The 18,253-nt window shown below is 43.3% G+C and carries 25 protein-coding genes and 1 pseudogene; 8 read left to right on the top strand and 18 right to left on the bottom strand.

Annotated elements, in window-relative coordinates; genetic code table 11:
* Positions 1-2: 2 nt before the first annotated feature.
* From A0126_RS16690 to A0126_RS16655, 7 genes are all read right to left on the bottom strand, one after another.
* The gene (locus tag A0126_RS16690) at positions 3-542 is read right to left on the bottom strand and encodes a hypothetical protein (RefSeq protein ID WP_088836911.1); all 540 of its coding nucleotides are present in this window, start codon (positions 540-542) and stop codon (positions 3-5) included.
* Between the two features lie 16 nt (positions 543-558).
* Positions 559-1,857, bottom strand: a complete 1,299-nt coding sequence (locus tag A0126_RS16685) for a suppressor of fused domain protein (RefSeq protein ID WP_088836910.1) — start codon at positions 1,855-1,857, stop codon at positions 559-561.
* Between the two features lie 317 nt (positions 1,858-2,174).
* Entirely contained in the window at positions 2,175-3,446 is a 1,272-nt protein-coding gene (gene sstT / locus A0126_RS16680) for a serine/threonine transporter SstT (RefSeq protein ID WP_088836909.1), read from the bottom strand.
* 327 nt (positions 3,447-3,773) lie between these two features.
* Positions 3,774-4,643: an SMI1/KNR4 family protein gene (locus tag A0126_RS16675; RefSeq protein ID WP_088836908.1), complete on the bottom strand. Its 870-nt coding sequence runs from the start codon at positions 4,641-4,643 to the stop codon at positions 3,774-3,776.
* Between the two features lie 347 nt (positions 4,644-4,990).
* On the bottom strand, positions 4,991-5,317 hold the full coding sequence (locus tag A0126_RS16665; protein ID WP_239456873.1) for a hypothetical protein: 327 nt from the start codon (positions 5,315-5,317) through the stop codon (positions 4,991-4,993).
* A gap of 42 nt (positions 5,318-5,359) precedes the next feature.
* Positions 5,360-6,025, bottom strand: coding sequence for a hypothetical protein (locus tag A0126_RS16660; protein ID WP_239456872.1), 666 nt, complete (start codon positions 6,023-6,025; stop codon positions 5,360-5,362).
* Positions 6,026-6,108: 83 nt separating this feature from the next.
* Positions 6,109-6,705, bottom strand: a complete 597-nt coding sequence (locus A0126_RS16655; protein WP_088836904.1) for a hypothetical protein — start codon at positions 6,703-6,705, stop codon at positions 6,109-6,111.
* A gap of 233 nt (positions 6,706-6,938) precedes the next feature.
* On the opposite strand from A0126_RS16655, the gene A0126_RS16650 reads away from it, so the two are divergent.
* A complete protein-coding gene (locus A0126_RS16650; RefSeq protein ID WP_088836903.1) occupies positions 6,939-7,160 on the top strand; it encodes a hypothetical protein in 222 nt (73 codons plus the stop codon).
* Between the two features lie 117 nt (positions 7,161-7,277).
* Here the strand turns inward: A0126_RS16650 and A0126_RS16645 are convergent, their stop codons facing one another.
* The 6 genes and pseudogenes from A0126_RS16645 to A0126_RS16620 form a co-directional block, all read right to left on the bottom strand.
* Positions 7,278-7,748, bottom strand: coding sequence for an ATP phosphoribosyltransferase regulatory subunit (locus tag A0126_RS16645; protein WP_088836902.1), 471 nt, complete (start codon positions 7,746-7,748; stop codon positions 7,278-7,280).
* Between the two features lie 278 nt (positions 7,749-8,026).
* Complete coding sequence (locus A0126_RS16640; RefSeq protein WP_088836901.1) at positions 8,027-8,548, bottom strand: DUF421 domain-containing protein; 522 nt, start codon at positions 8,546-8,548, stop codon at positions 8,027-8,029.
* Between the two features lie 178 nt (positions 8,549-8,726).
* Positions 8,727-9,261, bottom strand: a pseudogene (locus tag A0126_RS16635) (helix-turn-helix domain-containing protein); the annotation flags it as partial.
* A 399-nt stretch (positions 9,262-9,660) separates the two neighbouring features.
* Positions 9,661-9,888, bottom strand: a complete 228-nt coding sequence (locus A0126_RS16630; RefSeq protein ID WP_088836900.1) for a DUF2188 domain-containing protein — start codon at positions 9,886-9,888, stop codon at positions 9,661-9,663.
* A 315-nt stretch (positions 9,889-10,203) separates the two neighbouring features.
* The gene (locus A0126_RS16625) at positions 10,204-10,473 is read right to left on the bottom strand and encodes a hypothetical protein (protein ID WP_239456871.1); all 270 of its coding nucleotides are present in this window, start codon (positions 10,471-10,473) and stop codon (positions 10,204-10,206) included.
* A gap of 22 nt (positions 10,474-10,495) precedes the next feature.
* A complete protein-coding gene (locus tag A0126_RS16620) occupies positions 10,496-10,912 on the bottom strand; it encodes a hypothetical protein (protein ID WP_088836898.1) in 417 nt (138 codons plus the stop codon).
* 365 nt (positions 10,913-11,277) lie between these two features.
* Here A0126_RS16620 and A0126_RS16615 point away from each other — a divergent pair, with 365 nt between their 5' ends.
* Both A0126_RS16615 and A0126_RS16610 read left to right on the top strand, forming a co-directional pair.
* Positions 11,278-12,183 (top strand): EamA family transporter, encoded by a 906-nt coding sequence (locus A0126_RS16615; protein ID WP_088836897.1) that lies wholly within the window; start codon positions 11,278-11,280, stop codon positions 12,181-12,183.
* Between the two features lie 12 nt (positions 12,184-12,195).
* Positions 12,196-12,660 carry a hypothetical protein gene (locus tag A0126_RS16610; protein WP_088836896.1) on the top strand — a complete coding sequence of 155 codons (465 nt, stop codon included), beginning with the start codon at positions 12,196-12,198 and terminating at the stop codon, positions 12,658-12,660.
* Positions 12,661-12,743: 83 nt separating this feature from the next.
* Here the strand turns inward: A0126_RS16610 and A0126_RS16605 are convergent, their stop codons facing one another.
* Together A0126_RS16605 and A0126_RS16600 are read right to left on the bottom strand one after the other, a co-directional pair.
* Positions 12,744-13,220: a glutathione peroxidase gene (locus A0126_RS16605; RefSeq protein WP_088836895.1), complete on the bottom strand. Its 477-nt coding sequence runs from the start codon at positions 13,218-13,220 to the stop codon at positions 12,744-12,746.
* Between the two features lie 74 nt (positions 13,221-13,294).
* A complete protein-coding gene (locus A0126_RS16600; protein ID WP_088836894.1) occupies positions 13,295-13,513 on the bottom strand; it encodes a hypothetical protein in 219 nt (72 codons plus the stop codon).
* A 252-nt stretch (positions 13,514-13,765) separates the two neighbouring features.
* Between A0126_RS16600 and A0126_RS16595 the strand changes: the two genes are divergently transcribed.
* A complete protein-coding gene (locus tag A0126_RS16595; RefSeq protein WP_088836893.1) occupies positions 13,766-14,737 on the top strand; it encodes a DUF2268 domain-containing putative Zn-dependent protease in 972 nt (323 codons plus the stop codon).
* Between the two features lie 108 nt (positions 14,738-14,845).
* Here A0126_RS16595 and A0126_RS16590 read toward each other — a convergent pair whose 3' ends face one another.
* Positions 14,846-15,463, bottom strand: a complete 618-nt coding sequence (locus tag A0126_RS16590) for a hypothetical protein (protein ID WP_088836892.1) — start codon at positions 15,461-15,463, stop codon at positions 14,846-14,848.
* A gap of 171 nt (positions 15,464-15,634) precedes the next feature.
* Between A0126_RS16590 and A0126_RS16585 the strand changes: the two genes are divergently transcribed.
* From A0126_RS16585 to A0126_RS16565, 4 genes are all read left to right on the top strand, one after another.
* Positions 15,635-15,964, top strand: coding sequence for a hypothetical protein (locus tag A0126_RS16585; RefSeq protein WP_088836891.1), 330 nt, complete (start codon positions 15,635-15,637; stop codon positions 15,962-15,964).
* A 300-nt stretch (positions 15,965-16,264) separates the two neighbouring features.
* On the top strand, positions 16,265-16,489 hold the full coding sequence (gene relB, locus A0126_RS16575; RefSeq protein WP_088836890.1) for a type II toxin-antitoxin system RelB family antitoxin: 225 nt from the start codon (positions 16,265-16,267) through the stop codon (positions 16,487-16,489).
* The gene (locus A0126_RS16570; protein WP_088836889.1) at positions 16,486-16,755 is read left to right on the top strand and encodes a type II toxin-antitoxin system RelE family toxin; all 270 of its coding nucleotides are present in this window, start codon (positions 16,486-16,488) and stop codon (positions 16,753-16,755) included. Before relB ends, A0126_RS16570 begins: the two co-directional genes overlap by 4 nt.
* Before the next feature lie 269 nt (positions 16,756-17,024).
* Entirely contained in the window at positions 17,025-17,264 is a 240-nt protein-coding gene (locus A0126_RS16565) for a hypothetical protein (RefSeq protein WP_088836888.1), read from the top strand.
* A 342-nt stretch (positions 17,265-17,606) separates the two neighbouring features.
* Here the strand turns inward: A0126_RS16565 and A0126_RS16560 are convergent, their stop codons facing one another.
* The gene (locus A0126_RS16560) at positions 17,607-18,002 is read right to left on the bottom strand and encodes a cytidine deaminase (protein WP_088836887.1); all 396 of its coding nucleotides are present in this window, start codon (positions 18,000-18,002) and stop codon (positions 17,607-17,609) included.
* A complete protein-coding gene (locus tag A0126_RS19915; protein ID WP_369834763.1) occupies positions 17,999-18,250 on the bottom strand; it encodes a GNAT family N-acetyltransferase in 252 nt (83 codons plus the stop codon). The genes A0126_RS16560 and A0126_RS19915 overlap by 4 nt, the downstream gene beginning before the upstream one ends.
* Positions 18,251-18,253: the final 3 nt, after the last annotated feature.

Here is an 18,253-nt window from a genome sequence, read left to right as displayed (position 1 = left end):
GTTCAATTTTTCCGGTTAAAATTCTTGCCTGCGGGATAAAGTCCGGTCAAGCGTCTGCCGTAATGAACCTCTGCCTGCCCCACCCGGATCTTCGTCACGCCATACTGTGCCTTAAAATATTCAATGACGGGTTCGACGATCTGAGATGGTTCGAGAACATAGAGGACGAATTCGATTGCTTCCGGACCATAATCATCCTCAAAAAAATAACCGTTTCCCGACGAAAAAAGAAATTCATTGAGGTCCTCTTCGATGTTCGCACGATATTCACTAATGAGATCATATTCCTTATCCTGACAAAAGATCTCGACGACAACTTCGTGGTAATCCGCTTCTTGAACGACGTAGTATCCGTCTTTTTCTTTCTCTACTACAAGTTCCCGGATGTAGGCATCCAGATTAAAAAAACGCGAGAATTTTTGCTCGCTCATTGGTTCTTCTAACCGCTCTCCCATGATGCCGTGAAACGTGTAGAGTGTCCGTCCATCCTTTTCGAACAGCCAAAAATGATTCTGACCGTTAATTGGTTTGATGACTTGCATGCCGTTCCTCCCGTTCTTATAGGTCTGCGAACCATTCTCCATTCAGCTGCCGAATCACCGTATCGCTTGGTAACTGTTGTCGTAGTCGTTTCGCCCAGTCCGTCCGAAGATCATAAGCGAAGTGTTCTTCGTTCGAGAGCAGATAAAGCATTGCACCATCATGACCGACGATCACGACGGTCGACTCTTGCGGATAAACGAATCGATCGTCTAAGACACGTGTTTTTCGGTACGTCGTTTCGACCTCTTGTTGAATCGACAAACGATCGGAATAGGAAAACATGAACAGTTCGTTCATAAATGCGTTCTCATAGGCGTGCTCAAGGATGAGTTCGAGCATCCTAGCATCTTCAATTTTGACCGTAAAGTAATGACTCTCCCTTGTCGATGTTCGTTTTCCGCGTAACCATCCGTTTGTTTGTTTTTGTCTAGACAAGACATGTGAAGTGAACGACATATGATGTTGCGTGAAGAAAGCTCTGTCGTCGTCTTCCTTTTTAAGAGCAAAAAAGGTCGCATAGATCGGAAAACGATTTTGATGATTTAGAAAATCAAATAGGAAGGTTTGAGTTTCGACCGCATTACCTCGTGCTTCCGAATCAAGATTTATCTCATACGCCTTATTTAATGGTCCTTCTAGCACTAACGGTCGTTGAATGTCATCTTCAAAAAAATCATCCGTAATCTCACACTCGAGAACGAAGAGTTGTCTCTTAGCGTTTAATGCTTCGATCGCTCCATCGTCTCCAAAGAGCGGATGTCGCTTTAAATTAAGCAATTGCATCTCAGTTTCGTACAACATGTCATTAAATTCATCGACCCCGTACTGTTCGATGTATGCGACTTCTGAAGCAAAGATCGGCACGAACCAGACCGGTAACACCGTTTCCGGTTCCCCGGACGCCGCGTCTCCTTTATGGACTTGAAACGATTCTTCAAAGTAGAACGGTGTCGTCACGTATAAGGCAGCGAAGCCGTACTTCGATAACAACCCATCCGGCATCGGTAAGTACTCGCCTAAATCATAAGCATGTCCAGTCTTTAATGCTTCCAGCGTCAAGCGATAAGCCAATTCAATTAAGTCCGACTCTGCATCTCGCTGCATGACGGACAGCATCACTTCTTGATAAACGATACTTCCATTCTCGAATTGTAACGGGTGGCGCAATAGTCCGAGTGACGTCACCGTCACCGCATTCGCAAACGGTGCATTTTGAAACTGAACCAATTGAATCGCCTCTTTTTGTAATTCTTCAATCTCGAGATGACCCGTCATCTTGCCACAATGTTTTTCCAAATGCTCGATATAATTCATATGTACCTCCACTATGTTGCCTTTGATTAAATTGCTATTCTAAATTAATCAATTTCTAATTTTCTTATTTATTATATAATAAGGTAACATTTCTGGGAATTTTTATTTAGTGGAGTCGATTGATACTCAAACAAAGAAAATTTCTTTCACTCAATGGAAATACTGATTCCATTAGTACATCACACGCTAACGGTTGAACGGCCCTGTCAGCACCCATTTCCAGGAAGTTCGTCTCAAGACAAAAAAGGTTAAAACACATCCCATTCGGGTGGTTTTAACCTTTTTTTGTAGCATCACCGATACTATTTACAATCGAGTCAGCTATTGACGACTTTTTCAGCTGTTTCTGCAGCCATGACCGATCGGTTGATTGACAGTTGTTCCCCTTCTCTTAAACGTTTTTTGAATTCAGCTGTCGCCGTAAACAGAACGTCTGTCGAAGAGTTAAGACCTGTCTCAAACGAATCTTGCAAGACTCCGATAATGAAACCGACCGCTACAACCTGCATCGCTATATCATTTGAAATACCGAATAGACTACATGCGAGCGGAATCAGGAGGAGTGATCCGCCTGCGACACCGGAAGCTCCGCACGCACAGACCGCAGCCAGGACGCTTAAGATGATCGCTGTCGGAAGATCGACTTGGATGCCTAACGTATTTACCGCTGCGAGCGTTAAGACGGAAATCGTAATTGCCGCGCCGCCCATGTTAATTGTCGCACCGAGCGGAATGGAAATCCCGTATGTTTCTTTATCAAGGCCAAGCTTCTTACAGAGTTCCATGTTGACCGGAATGTTTGCTGCCGAGCTCCGTGTGAAGAAAGCCGTAATGCCGCTCTCACGAAGACATTTGAAGACAAGCGGATAAGGATTTTGACGAACATTGATGAATACAATCAGCGGATTGATGATCAGTGCAACAGCGAGCATCGAACCAATCAAGACGAGTAATAAATTGAGATAACTAAGCAAAGAGCTGAGACCATTTTCCGTGATCGCTCCGATGACAAGCCCCATGATACCGAGCGGAGCGAGCTTGATGATCCATCCGACCACTTTAGCGATCGCGTCCGAGAAATTCGAGATGAACGTCTTCGTCGTATCCGAAGCATTTTTAAGCGCTAACCCTAAGACGATGGCCCATGCTAGAATACCGATGTAGTTCGCATTGATTAACGCGTTGACTGGATTGTCGACCACATTCAAGACGAGCGTCCGGAGAACTTCGACGGCATTCCCCGGAGCAGTCAGTTCTTCTGTATTTTGAGTCAGAGTAATATCTACCGGGAACAGGAAGCTAAACACGACTGCCACGATTGCTGCTAAGAACGTACCGAGAAGATACAAGAAGACGATTGACTTCATGTTCGTCTGCTGTCCTTTTTTATGCTGGGCAATCGACGCCATGACGAGGAAGAAGACCAGGACCGGTGCAACTCCCTTCAACGCGGAAACAAACAGTGTCCCAAAAATCGTTAAGGATTTTGCGGCTTCAGGAATCGATACAGCTAAAATAATACCAAGAATCAAGCCGATTGCAATTTGTTTCACTAAACTGATTTGGTTCCACATCTTCAACACTTTCATACTTTCCCCTCCAGGCTTAAAGCAAATAAATTATTTAGAATTTGAAAAACGACGATTTTCTCTTTTATCCAAAAAATTAGATAATCTATTCGTTCATTTTTCTAAAAATTCTCTCAGTTTGTTGTCCTCTATTTTTACACAAAACCTAAGAAATAAAAACTAGTTTTTTGCAAGAGAAACGATTCATTTAATCTGCTGCTTTAATCGAATACGGATGCAATCGTTTGCATAAATACAAAAGGAAGACACCCTCGTTGCGAGACGTCCTCCTTTGACTTTTCTTCTTTTCTGTTAGGTATTGCATTCATTTTCCAATCCACCAGACGTTCATTCGTCCTCTGCGAAGTTGACCCGTACTCCGACGATTTGCCACGAGACATCATACTGGATGTCAACATCATACAGCCCGTCTCCAAAACCTGACGTTGAGACAGCACCAAATGAGACGACACCGGCCTGATCATCGGCAGAAACAACTGTCTCAAACTCCATCGCTTGATTCTGACGATAAGCTGTCCAATCAAAAATGCCGGCCAGTGCCGAGTCGACGCCGACCAGTTTTTCCTGCCGGTGCCATTTGCCGCTTCGCTTTTTATTCCCTTCAAAAACAAGCAGCTGTTTGACCCAGTCGTCCTCCGTGTAAACGACAGCTGCGGTCCAGCTGCCTGACTTCACATTCGACAAAATCAGCTGTAAATCAGTGCCTTCTTCTAGTCCGTAATAAGGATCCGTCACGATTAGCTCGTTGCCTTCTACCGTGAAACGACCAATTCGGTTAGCTTGATTCGTTTTTCGTTTCGAGACATGCCAATCGACGAACTCTCCCAAAGAAGACGACGGGTATTTTGCAATTCCCGTCTTTTCATTCCATCTAAAGACGAGTTCCTGCAGGAAACGTTTCCGGATCCGGTAACACAGCTTGTCACCCGTTAGATTTTCACCGATACAAATCAAGTCATCGGGCAAGCCAACCGGACGCTTCTCATTGTGACGAACGATATCCTGTAAGACTGCTTGTCTGGTTGGTACAGGATACAGGCTCCATTCACCAAACTGTGCACCATTCGTCTGCAAGAAAAGGTCTTTGTATTCATCTGGAAACAAAACACCTAAGGCACGTTCTGCTTTTTTCAGGTCAACAACTGATACCCCAGGGGCCCTTGAATCGGGATGGAGACGTTTAATGAGTTTGCTCACGATAGCATCGCTCCTATCCATTTTGTTTAGACGGCGTAAGGCAACCAAATAATTAATACAAGTGACAGCACCGTTTTCGAAAATTGTTTTTTCTCCAGAAACCATGGCAATAACACCAGCCCGACTATTGTCATGGCGAGCAACACCAGTCCTAGATTAAAGTAATGCGCTCCCGCTGCTATCGGAATACTCATAATCTGAAAATCTGCATTCGGAAAATAACCGAGTCGATCGAATAAAATATTTCCAAGTACCCCACCTGCCATCAACAAAATGGAAAGAATTAACATTTTTTCTTCAATATGAACAGCTCCTTTTTAACGTCTATGTATGATTTACACCATATTTCATTCTAAAACCATTCCGAACACCAACACGACCAAGGCCAGCGTCAGCGACCAGACGATGGTTCTCCTAAGGTTCCCTTCAATTCGTACAGACCAGAGCGAAAAGATATTCATGACTAAAAAATAAAATGATCGGTACAGCTTTTCCTCTGCAGCATTCCATCCAAGCAACACGGTCATACTGATCAAAACCAGAAACAAGACGGTCACACTGACACTGATCGTCCGAATATGACTCCCCGGTTGCAACCGATTAAACAGAAAGGCCACAACTGTTCCGATACAGGCAATCAGACACATATAATACAAAACGTGCTCCACTCTCATTCCTCCATGTTCAGTTTCATCCTTCTTTTACGTGTACCAGGATCAATCGGTTTTGTCATCCAGTAACCAGTCATCATTGATTTGCGAAATGACGGTCCCTTTCAGAAGCCGGGTCACCAGGTGTTCGATTGGTATATAGCTATCATCGTTTGATAGCAGGTAAAAACCGTTGCCATCGTGGGCAATCTTAAAACAGGTCATGTTTGTATGCATCGTTAAAACACCAATCGGACGAATCAGTTTCAATCTCCACCATTTTATCTCATCCAACTTAAATGACAGGTTATCTGAGTACGAGATCGTATAAAACAGATTTTCCGATGCCAGCCAGTAGGTTTTGTTCAGGACAAGACGCAGGTCTTCCGCATTTTGAACGGTAATCGTATAACACGGATGGTATTCCTTAGAACGGACTTTCACATCTCCACTTCGAAACTGTGTATCTAAATCCAATACGACATACGAAAGCTTATTTTGCTTGAAGAACGCGTCATGTTCTTCCTGTAACTCGTACTCATCCACAAAACTGACATAGAGCGGAAACACCTGTTGATGAATTAAGAATTCAAGTAAAAATTCTTTGTTTTCATCTGCTCCGTCTTTTTCAATTCGGCTTACATCAATGAAATAAGCGGTTGTCAACTCTCCACCCATTTCGAACGGGTATCCTAAGTTCATCGCATCCTTTTCGATAATCTTTTCTTCCATAATCATGATTTCTGCTATATTGTTCTCCTTACTGAGACACAGTTTTTTATTTTTTAAAGTGCAGGTGATGCAGAAGACGAGATTTAAATGCCTTCTTCTTGATCCTCTGTATGTAATATCTCATCTTCTATTACTTCATCGTTGATTTGCGTCACGACCATCTGATCCGGTAAACTGGCGATCAATCCAGCAAGAGAAGTGTACTGCTTATCCTGGCTGAGGATACAAAATCCTAATCCGTCATAATCGGTCGTGATGTAGGTCTGTGAAGCATTAAAATCAAATACAGCGACGGATCGTCTTCTTTTGACTCCTCGCTCTAAGAAGTCTCCCCATTCGAACGTTAAAGAATTTGAATGACTGATGCAGTAGAATACATTTTCAGATGCGAGCCAGTACGTTTTGTTTAGTACAAGCCGTAAATCATCAGGATTTTTAATTTTTACCGTAAGACAAGAGTAGTAGTTGTACCGTCTGTACCCATAAGATTTCAAGTTACCGTCACAGTCGTCGACCGTATAGTCAATCTGATTTTGTTGAAAAAAGGTTGTAAAGTCTTCAGACAGTTCATACTCGTCGACAAAATGCACATACAACGGAAAGACCGCTTGATGTGTTAAAAATGCCATTAAAAATTCTCGACCTTCTTCGACATGCCCTTCTCCGCTTAAACGATGCACAACAGGTAAACCTCCGTCAAACCGATGGGGATGCACTAAATCTTCTATGAAATTTTCACTGACAGGTTCTTCTATAACAAGGACTTCTATCATTTTGTTCTCTTCACCCCATCATCGTATCGTTCTATTCTTTTAAGCATAACGAACCTTGCCTTTGCTTTCCATTTTTTCTAGTATCCGGTACGCATTTTGATATACTAAAAGAAGAAATAAATGATGAAAGGATGAATTATATGTGGAAACCCGTGTTGTTTTTTTCTGTTTGGCTCAACCTTACCGTACCATTACAGTTGACTGCGGTCTTTACCATCTTCCAACCGCTCCTCGCTGTTGATAAGAATGGCATCATCATGCTCGGTCTCCTCTTACTTAGTACGATTCCAAATGTGTATGTTGCTACACGTATTTGGAATCGAATCGAAGAGAAAATGTACAAACGAAAGACTTTCATGTGAAAAACGCAGAGCATCTTGTTCACGGAAGAACAAAGCATCTGCGTTTTTTCGTTCTCATCACATAAGGGGACGTGATATTTGACACGTGTCGTTGCACCGCTCGCCATGTCTTTGATGTCAAAGAACCCGTTTTGAAGCTCGTTTTCCGACGCCCCCCGATTGTTCAAAAGCATACAAGATGACATCCAGACCAAACGAGATACCGACGGTCGAAAACGTCTGTCCGGATTTCAACAGTCTACCGATCGCATTATCATACCGGCCTCCGCTGCCGATGCTCGAGCGGATCGTCCCGTCCTCCAAGAAAATTTCGTAAATCGTTCCCGTATAGACCTCAAGAACACGTGCAAGGAACGGATTAAACCGGCACATGTCTGCAATGTCCAGCCGCACCAGATAAGCCGACAACTCGTCCAGTTCCACCAACCCTTGTTGTAAATCGGGATTGTCCTGCTCGAGTCCTTTAAAGTACTCAATCGTCCATTCTGATTTTGATTCAATAAACGACCGGATGTCTAAAAGACAGTTCTCGGCCAACTCCAGTTTAACCAGTTCACGCATCATCGCTTCAACAGAAACCTTCTCCATATTAATTTCCCAGTTATTTTTCCCTTTTTATGAATCCAAGTGGGGGAATTGGACAAGTTACGACAACTGCTTCTTTTGAAATTACACTCCTTTAGTGAGGATTTACGGAGGAAATATTTTACTTTTCATTCCTTCTATCCTTACATCTAGCTGAAAAAAATCAACAATGAACTTGATAAAGAAAAGGAATACATACAAAAGAAAAAGAGTTGCATAGCAAAGGCTTTACGTGTGTCTTCTTAATATAGAATGTAAAAAAATCGTTTTTAACTTAAATTTCAAGACTTGTTTCGGCTCGCTATATTTGACTGTACATTTGATAAAGTATCCTCTAGTTCTCCTTTAATAATTGATAAGCTACCGTCTGTTTCAAGAACCACAGCTTTCACCTCCTCTAATCCCCCGATTCCTTTATTACGCATAGCTTGTAAGATCTCGTTCTTGCTGATTCTTTCTTTTTTCATAGCCCTTTCAAGAAATTCGCCTCTTAAATATAGCAATCGTGGTTCTGACTTAATGAGTTTATTGAATTTTTCAAAACGAACAGCTATGAATGTCATTATGAATTGCATTAAAATTAATAGAGTAAGTGCAGTCAATCCTTCTAATAAACTGACATCCTTACTAAGTAAAATAGTAGATAAAGTAGAACCAAGTGCGACTGTAATCACTAAATCGAAAGCGTTCAACTTAGTTAATGTCCGCTTCCCAGAAATTCGTAAAAAAATTATTAGACTGATATAAGCTAAAAATCCTACAGTGGTAATGCGTATAAAACTCTCTATTGTTATTGAAAACATTTAGTCATCCCCTGTCTTTTCAAAATTTCATGCTACTGAACCGTTAGTTCAGTCTGTCGTGGAAAGGCTCAAATTGAACTACCTCTACCTACGCTTCGCTTAGAGGTTAAGGTCTTGCCGTACCATTCCGCTTTGTATTCGAGCATGCGGAAAGTTTTCCTTTCTTGTCCAAGACCAACCGTTGACGACGAGAAAGCTTGCGTTGCTCACGCGCCAGCTTTTTCTCAAGCGAACGAAAAAAAACGGTCATTCTTGTACACCGTGCCGTTCGACAGGATGGCGAAGGTCTTGAGTCCGACATCGACGCCGACGGATGAGCCCGTCTTCGGGAAGTTGAGACTTGCCCTGCATGTTCGTCCTATACGATTGAACAGGGTTGCACTTTGACTTGAAGCGTGGCCGTTCGTTCAGCTTCTTGAAGAAGCGGTCAAAAGCACCGTCAAGATGTTTGACGTTCGTTTGAATAGACGTGCTATCAACTTCTTTCAACCAGTCGAACGCCTGCTTCAACATCGGAATTTCTTCCGAACAAGAACCGTAAGACAGTCCTTTTCCTGTCATTTTGTATGTCTCATCCCACTTCAATATGTCTCATCCCACTTCAATAAGAAGTGATTGAAGATGAAGCGCGAACAACCAATGGTCTTCGCGATCAGGATTTCCTGTTCTTTTGTCGGGTATATTCTGAAGTTGTAGGCCTTGTGTGTCAACATGATGTTCCTCTCCTTGCAACGTATATACCCGAAAGAGAGGGTGGCGATTCATCTCCCACTTTCACTCGAGCTTCACGCGTTGTGCTCTCTGATAATAATGGTAAAGAACTTGGTCGATATACGAATATATTTGGTGCAGACCCTGTCGATTTTGAAATCAACGTCACGAACGTCAAAGGACTTCGGGTGACGGCTGAAGGACTAGATACGGTGTCTACAGTCATTTCACCCGTGTTAACAAAGTAATTCTCCTTTCATGCACCATGAGCTCTCATCTTTGAAGTATTTCTTAACTTTAAGTGGCGCACTCAAAGGAGTTCACACACGAAAAATACTGCACAATAAAGCACGTCCAGTTTGTATGGACGTGCTTTATTGTGCAGTTCTACCAAACGTTCGTCATCCACGTGGCGGAAAAGGATCGTTTCCGTACGAATCCCGATCGCGGATTTGACCTTCTTTGTTATGAATTATTAATTCTACCTGCTGCTTCTTCGCAATTTCACGACCTGCGGCAATAGCTTCTTTTTGCGTCGAAAAACGTTTTGTGGCTTTGGAGGCCCCTGCCGCTTTGACTTGATATCCACCATCCGGATGTGGTGTGACATGCTGATTTTGTTTCGTCATGAGTTCACTTCCTATCGTTAAAAATTCTCTTGCAAAAAAATGCTTTTATAGAAAGTACCCTTTAAGTTGAATTTTTATTCAGGGAAAACTCGCGGTAATGTTGCGTGTCTTTCCTCTCGCTTACTTTTCTAAAAGACTGCAGCACACGATTGGGATTCACTAAATTGACCAATCATCGCCCTACAAGTGTTAAGATGTTTTTTGGAAATGGAATCATTTCAGTATTTGAAAAAACTCTTACATACAATTTCAGCCACTGTTATCCTCCCTAAACATCGGACATTCCTTATCTATTCATTTCACCCGTCTAAGAAATTAAATTTTCTTCATCGTCTTTTTTGATTCCAGTTGTTCCTGCTTTTTTGCCTGCCGCTTTACATCTTCTTGCCACCAGCCGTTAATCAACAGGAAACTGCCAATAGCAAGGGCAGTGACCGGGAAGTACATCAAATGGTACGCCCCGAGTTCCTCACTTGCATAATCCGGTGAAAGTTCAATATAGGCACTGAATAGTTGAACGATGAAAAACAAGAAAAAGCTGACAATCAATGCCCACGTACCGTAACGATAATTCGGATTCTTCAATAGGTGTTCCTCCTGGATTGAATTATTTTAATCGAATTTCGCCGTCACCGGCTGTAGCTTCCCCTATGTTGTCACGGACGATGTAGTCAATGTCGTACACACTCGCTGGAATGGCACCGGCTTCAACGGTTTTCTTCAGTGTCACCGTTGTATGCGGTTGAACTTCTTTTGACAATCGTTTTGGCTCGACTTCTTGGTACGAATCGTAGACGATTTTTTGCGTATCGTGCTTGCGCACTTGCACGTTCAACAAACGTCCGGCACGGGAGGCGACTTTTATAGGATAATCACCTGTATTCGACAGTTTGTATTCAAACGTAAATCCCTCTTTGACACTGCCTTGAATACGGTTTTCGACTGTTGTACTGCTCGGTTTCGTATCGAGGGACATGCATCCGCCTAAACTGAACAATAACGGGACGATGAGTAATTTTTTCATTTCATGATGCTCCTTTTTAAACGTGATTCTTGCTTATTCCCAGCCCGGTAAAGAGCATGACCAATAACTAGGCGTTCATCGGTTCGAGCAAATTAAATTTTGCTTGACCGATTTCGTTATACTTCCGTTGAATGAACGTCGATCCATGCTGATTTTCTGTTTGAGTCCATCTAGGACAACTGCGATTTGATTCATGATCTCCATCCTTTTTGTATCTCTATCTAAGGCTTACTGATACGTCCTCCTCGATTCTACCATTTTACCAATAATTTGGGTGATTCGTCTTTCCTGTTTCTGTGGTATTCTTTTTCTAATCATAACGGTGCCTGTATCACATCAGTCATCAATTAATTTGGAGGTGGACCATGCAGAAACAATCGTCGATGTTGCTGATTTTACTGGCCGCGATGCTGTGGGGCACGACCGGCACGTCGCAAGCCTTTGCGCCGGAAACGGCCCATCCGATTGCGATCGGTGCCGTCCGTTTAGCAGTCGGCGGATTCTTTTTACTGTGCCTCGTCTTACTGACGGGAAAGTTGACCTTAAAAGATTGGCCCCTGCTCACGGTTTTTCTAGCCGCCCTCAGCATGGCCGCCTATCAGCCGTTATTTTTTTCTGCGGTCCTCATGACCGGTGTCGCCGTCGGAACGGTCGTCGCGATCGGCAGTGCGCCGATTTTTTCCGGAGTGCTTGAATGGTTGGTCCTAAAAAACCGTCCCGGTACGATTTGGTGGCTGTCGACGTTACTCTCGATTACTGGTTGTTTGCTGCTCGTCATGAATCAAGCGGCCGTCTCGGTCAATCCGCTCGGCATTTTGCTCGCTCTTGGTGCCGGACTCTCCTTTGCCGCCTACACGTTCGTCAGCCGGAATCTGGTGAAAACCCATCCGCCGCTGTCGGTCGTCGCCGTCGTCTTTACACTCAGCGCTCTCTTGTTGTCGCCGCTCCTGTTCCTGTTCGACCTGTCATGGGTCTTCAGTCTACGCGGTGCCGGTATCAGTCTGCATCTCGGAGTTTTTGCGACCGGTCTTGCCTACCTCTTGTTCGCAAAAGGGCTCGCGTATGTCTCGTCTTCGACTGCCGTCACGCTGTCGCTTGGTGAACCGTTGACCGCTGCATTACTTGGAATCTTTGTCCTCGGGGAAACGCTCAGTCTGTTGTCGTGGGTCGGCATTTTACTTTTATTTTGCGGCATCGGATTACTCATCTGGTCGTCACGACGGGTGCGACAGCCGGATATCCTCGAACTCGCCAAGGAGAAACACTCTTAAGGGGGATTAGTCATGCACATTACATTTGAGAAACTGTTGTACCGGGAAGACTATCAGATTGCACTTGATCACTTAGTCATAGATGAGAAAAACAGCGATCGGTTAGCACTTTATTTTCGCGGCCATACGGACGAAATCATGGTGCTCATCGGTGACTATTCCTGCAATTATTTTGAACTGTTGTTTGAAGCAGATTGTGTCTTACTCCGGTCGTCGGATTTGCATGAACTGGATGACGGACTGGAGTTCAGTACGGTTCCGCTCACCCTGTATCAGGACTCGGCACTTCTGACCTTTGCGACGGCCTGGATGGGCTTGAAGCGGGATCCGTCGCGCGACTGGACCCACTACGCCATCCGGGCATTCGAACAAGACTTTCATGTCCTGTCCCCGCGTCCGCCGGTCTTTACGGATCTTGGTCACAAGATGAGTGATTTTACCGTCAGACATTCTTTTAATCTGCCAAAGCAGAGTTGACATAAAAAAAGCCCTACCTCGCCAAAGGTAGGGTGATACGATACGCCTGTCCGACGGCTTGCGCCGGACAGGACGTGGTTTCATTATACATAGCGCGCCAGTGTTTTTTCAATCGTCTGGATTGAATCGACCGGGGCAAACCGCTTAACGACCCGCCCTTGACGGTCGACGAGAAACTTCGTGAAGTTCCATTTGATGGTTGACGAAAGCAGTCCTCCCTGTTGCTGTTTCAAGTACGTATACAACCGGTGTTCCGTCGGGCCGTTGACGTCAATCTTCTGAAACATCGGGAACGTCACGCCGTAGTTCCGCTGACAAAACTGCATCGTTTCCTCTTGATTGGCGAATTCCTGACGGTTGAACTGATCACACGGGAAACCAAGCACCTGAACGCCTTGCTCGGCATACGTGTCGTACAACCGTTGCAAGTCTCCGAGCTGACCGGCGAGCCCGCATTTGCTGGCTGTATTGACGATGAGAAGTACCTCTCCCGCATAATCTTGTAATGAAACGGTCTGTCCGGTTGCATCCTGTACTTCAATCTCATAAAGCGATGGCATCCCGTCGCGCCCCCTTTTCCGTCAGTATACACCGTTAGAAAAACTCCGTCTTTTTTGAACACGCGGCGAGCTGCTTACCAGACAGATTCTTCCCGATCACTCAGCTTGATGACGAACGGCATGATCAGTAAAAAAAACAGGCTGACGTATCCGAGCGACAGATAATGCTGCGTATCTTTTGAAAGATACTGCTTCTCGCCACAATTCGGGCATGCTTTGCCATGCTTCGCAAAACCGACAGCGAGTACATCTTTCGTCTTCCACTTGTAGTCACAATTTGTACAGCGTACCATCTCATCATCCCCTTTGCTCTCTTCTACTTCTTCTTCTCAAAGCAGGTTTCACGATTTCGGTAATTTCTTATACGATTAGTATTCAAAACAATTTGATACGTGATATTTTTTGTAAATAAAAGGAATTATCGAAACCTTATGCAACGGTCTCCCGTATAAAGTGATGTCGCTTCACTACATTGAACTTACGCTCACTGAAGCATTCATTCCTACATATTGACAAAATAATAAACACTGATGGAGGTCATCCCCTTGAAAAAAGTAATCGTTCCTTTGCTTTGTGTCCCGTTCCTTCTGTTATCGGCATGTTCAGATGAAAAAGAAAAAGCAGTGACTCATGAAGAGTCTGCAGCTTTCAAACCAGAAACTATAAAAATCGGCAAGGACAGCGAACTGACGATCGTACCGCTGTACGCGCCGTATCAAACATATTTGAAGGCATCGCTTAAGAAAGACGACTCAGCGATGGACGTAAAAAATTATGCAGAATATGTCCTCGGCTACATTGACAAGATCGGGGAACAGGAGAACTTCAATACAAACAGCCTAAAGAGCTTTTTCTTGTTGCAATCAACAATCAATGAGCAGGATCTGCTCGATCGTACGAATGAATTGGCGAAACGGAATGACGAAATCAAAGAAATCATTACGAACAGCTACCTCGCTTCCCATAAGGTTCTCCCTAAAAAAAACAGCACGATTTTCATCGCACCGTCCAATCCGGAATTTTGGTCGATGATTGATCCGTTAGGAGGAGTCGGTGGAGCCGCTTTTAAAGATTCCATCCTCTTTAATCTAAATCCCGACTTCGATCAGGACGTGCTTGCCTATACGGTCGCACACGAATACCATCACCTGGTCCTGAATGACACACCCGAGTTAAGTTCAATCGATACGTCCCTCGACTCTGTCATCTTCGAAGGGAAAGCCGATGCCTTTGCCGATCGCATCATTAAAGATGTCAAGCCGCCCTGGGATAAACCAATCGATGAGGCAGCGAAGAAACATGTAGCGCGTCTGATTGGGAACGGCGAAGCCGATTATCAGGAGATTACAATGGGAAACACTGAAAAAGACATCCCTTTATGGAGCCGCTATTCTTTAGGCCGCGATATCTTGACGCATCACCTGAAAGCAAACCCTGATCTCGCCGTCAAAGCATGGACGTATGAAGAGAATGATGACATCTTAAAAGGCTACAAGTATCAGGATCTTCTCAAATGATGAATAAGCAAAATAGTAGTGAAAAGAGCAAAGATTCAATTGAGTCAGGTTCGGTGAATACAAAAAAAATATCGTTGCAGGATGCTTTCTTAATCGTCAAGTCCGTCCTTACATTACGTTTGATAATGGCCGAATTGTCTTTTCGATGATGTCGAGAGAAGCCGGAATCTGAATCCATCTTTCCATCTCCGGGTCAAAATAAAGTCCCTGTTCTCGCATGGTTTCTTTGCTGTTCATTTCATCATATTCTAAAATTTGATCCAGATTTTCATCGGACTCCTCAAAGTCATCGAACGGTCCCGACCCATAATAAAAGAGTAAGCCTTCTTTTGTATATCCCTCTAATTCTTGAACCGTTTCTTCCATTAATTCGAGTGGACGTATGCGGGCTTTCGCGTAATCGATGATTGTCGGATAAACGTCAAATGGTATGTCGTGTTCTAAAAATCGTTTCGAATACCATTGCCAAATCCATTTCCACTTACAGATGAAATACACGATGTATTCGACTTGTGATGTTTCTTCCCGCTCATGCATTTCGTAAGACAACGTGATGGTGTCTTGTTCCAGCTCGAATTCAATAATAAATTCACCATTCCGATCTTCCTCTTTCAGAAGTTCATCGATTCGTAAATCGTTTAGTTCAAGATAGTCCAACAATGGAACTGGTCGTTTCGCTTCTTCGCGAAACAACACCCTTATATTTTTAATTACTTCGATTGTCATTTGGAACCTCCAGAATGAGTCAAGCAAAGAAACCTTGCTTGATTCATTAGTTTTATCAAAACTAGCCACAAATCTGCCTACTTCTAAACAATAAGGACGAAATCCTCATGAAAGTCATTACCGCGATACCTACCTATAAACAACACATACAAAAGGAAGGAGTAGAAAAACATGTTTTATGATGAGTACGAACTGCTTGAATTGTTCGAATCAGAACCTGAAGAACTTTATCAAGAAGGTGCCGGTTTTTATATGTATAAAAAGGTCGACAAACTCGGATTTCAGCTATTACTGTATATCTCACAATATGAACATAAATGTGACGTCAGCTTAAGTAATGATGAATACAGGTGGACGATCTTCGATTTTGAACTATATTTTATAGAATCAATTAGAAATGAAAGTGAGTGTTTAAAAATCAAAGGCGATTCAGGAAAAACGGAAGTTGATATACAGTTTAAGCCACATTTCAGTTTAACTCATATTAGATTATCTGATTAAAAATATGATTGATTTTTTTAATTTTGCTGGAGTGGCATGTTTAGAGGTCAATGCGTCGACAAAATCTACGCAGACGGTCTGCACATGACTGAAAAAAGTAACCCGGTTACGTTAAAAAATAAGCAACTCGTAATACCAAAAAAGAGTGGAACGTACGCATATGAACTTCAAGCAAGATGGTCGGAGAACGGTGATGGTCAGTTTGCTCTCTTAATCAAAATAGATTGAAGTGAGAACGAACTCGTATCTATACTAACATCTAAATATGTATTACAATGTATTACAAAGGAGATGATAAGGATGAGTACGATTTCTATTCGACTCGACGATCAGGATACGCGACTGATTAAAGAATATGCGAAAGCAAAAAACATCACGATTTCTACACTTGTTCGCGATGCCGTTCTCGATCGTATTGAAGATGAGATTGATTTACAACTCTATCATGATTCCATGGCAGCACACCGCAAAAAATCAGAAGCAATCTCGTTTGATGATATGATGAAGGCACTTGATTTAGAATGACAGCATATACAGTCGAGTTTGAGCGCGGAGCTCAAAAGTCCCTTAAGAAGATGGATCCTCAACAATCGCGGATCATCATGTCCTGGATCAAGAAGAACCTGGTCGGGACGGATGATCCGCGTCGTCATGGAAGGGGTCTGGTCTCGAATCGTTCGGGTGAATGGCGGTATCGCATCGGTGATTATCGTCTGATTGCTGACATCCAAGAGGACAAAGTCGTGATCTTGATTCTTGAGATTGGCCATCGTCGGGATATCTATAAATAAGGAAGCTAAGACCCACGGATAAGTAAACATCTTCGTTTCTCTTTTTAACGACTGTTTTTGCAAACATCACTTAACCATTATTCATACGTATGATGAAAAGGAGCAAAGTGCCTTCACCTCTAACAAAGAAGGGATTTGGCTCTTTTTATGACTTTAAGTTCGTGGTTTTAAATAGTTACAGGTAAAAACATTTAAGACTCCCTTTCCCAAGTTGGCAATTTTATGTAAAAATGTATAATCATATAATAAACCCAACAGAATGTGATTGGATGCAAAAAACATTATTCTATCTTTCCGTACTGAACAGTCTTTACCTCGTGATTAACTCATTCACGTATTCCGACAGTTTCCTTAACGCCCCGCTCGGCTTAACAACGCTGTTTGCCATCATTTTGATGTTTTTCAATGACAGAGCAAAGAAAACGGGACGATCGTCCTTTACCAAAACAACGGATGTCCTCAGTTTCATCAACATCCTGATTGGATTTTCGCTGATTGTCTTTATTTAGGAACGGAAAATACCGATGACGATTTTCTACATAGCCGAATCTTATTTAACGGCACATAACGTACGAAAGAGGAGTGGGAACCAGTTTATGTGTACACTCCTCTTTTTATCAATCAAGCTGATTTTCATTATTAAAGTAGAACTACTCGAAAGTTCAGTTCTTCAAATTCTTCTTTAGGACGTAGACAGCAAGAGCAATCAGACCACATCCGATACCTAGCACTAAGGCTATAAAACTTGATAAATGTAGCAAATTCAACCTCACCTTCTTTACCTGATAACCTATAATCAGTGCCAATTTCATACTAACATTAGTTCTTCTTCTTTCACTTGTTACTCAGCTTCAATAGGCTTTTAACCAATGGTACGGCTGCAACTCATGGAGTGCTTTAAAGACCAGTGCTTGCTCGGGATTTGTGACGGCAGCTTTGACGTCCGCTCCAAAGTAAAATAGGCGCTCCTGGCAGACACCGCATGGACTCAAAATCTTGAACGGTGCCTGTTCATCGTCCCGCACGACACAAATCGTATGTGTGATCCGACAATTCAACTTGTGTGCTTCGAGGATGGCACCAGTCTCGATGCACAATTCCGTCGACGCATTCACGACTTCCGGTGCGACACTCGTCAAGATCCGTCCGTCATCGGTCGCCATCGCTGCCGCTCCGCCCCATCCGCTCGGATACCTCGTTTCGATTAATTCTTTTGCTGCCTCAAATAACTGCTGTTCGATATTCATTTCATCACTCCTGTATGCAGACGCATTTTGACGAATTCAAAGCTTCCACCGTTCGTTTCTTGCTGAAACCGTTCAATCGGCTCAAAACCGCTTTTAGTGTACAACCGGATTGTCCGTTCGTTAAACGTTGCGACGGCTAATTCAATGTGGCGCGGTTGATACTGCTTGATCGCAAAGGCAAGACCGGATTCCAAAAAAGCCGTTCCGTTTCCCCGTCCCGTCAAATCGGGTCGCATCCCTAACGCCAATTC

Source organism: Exiguobacterium sp. N4-1P (assembly GCF_002214325.1).
Note: the sequence above shows the minus strand (reverse complement) of the source record. Positions and strands in the feature narration are given on the sequence as shown.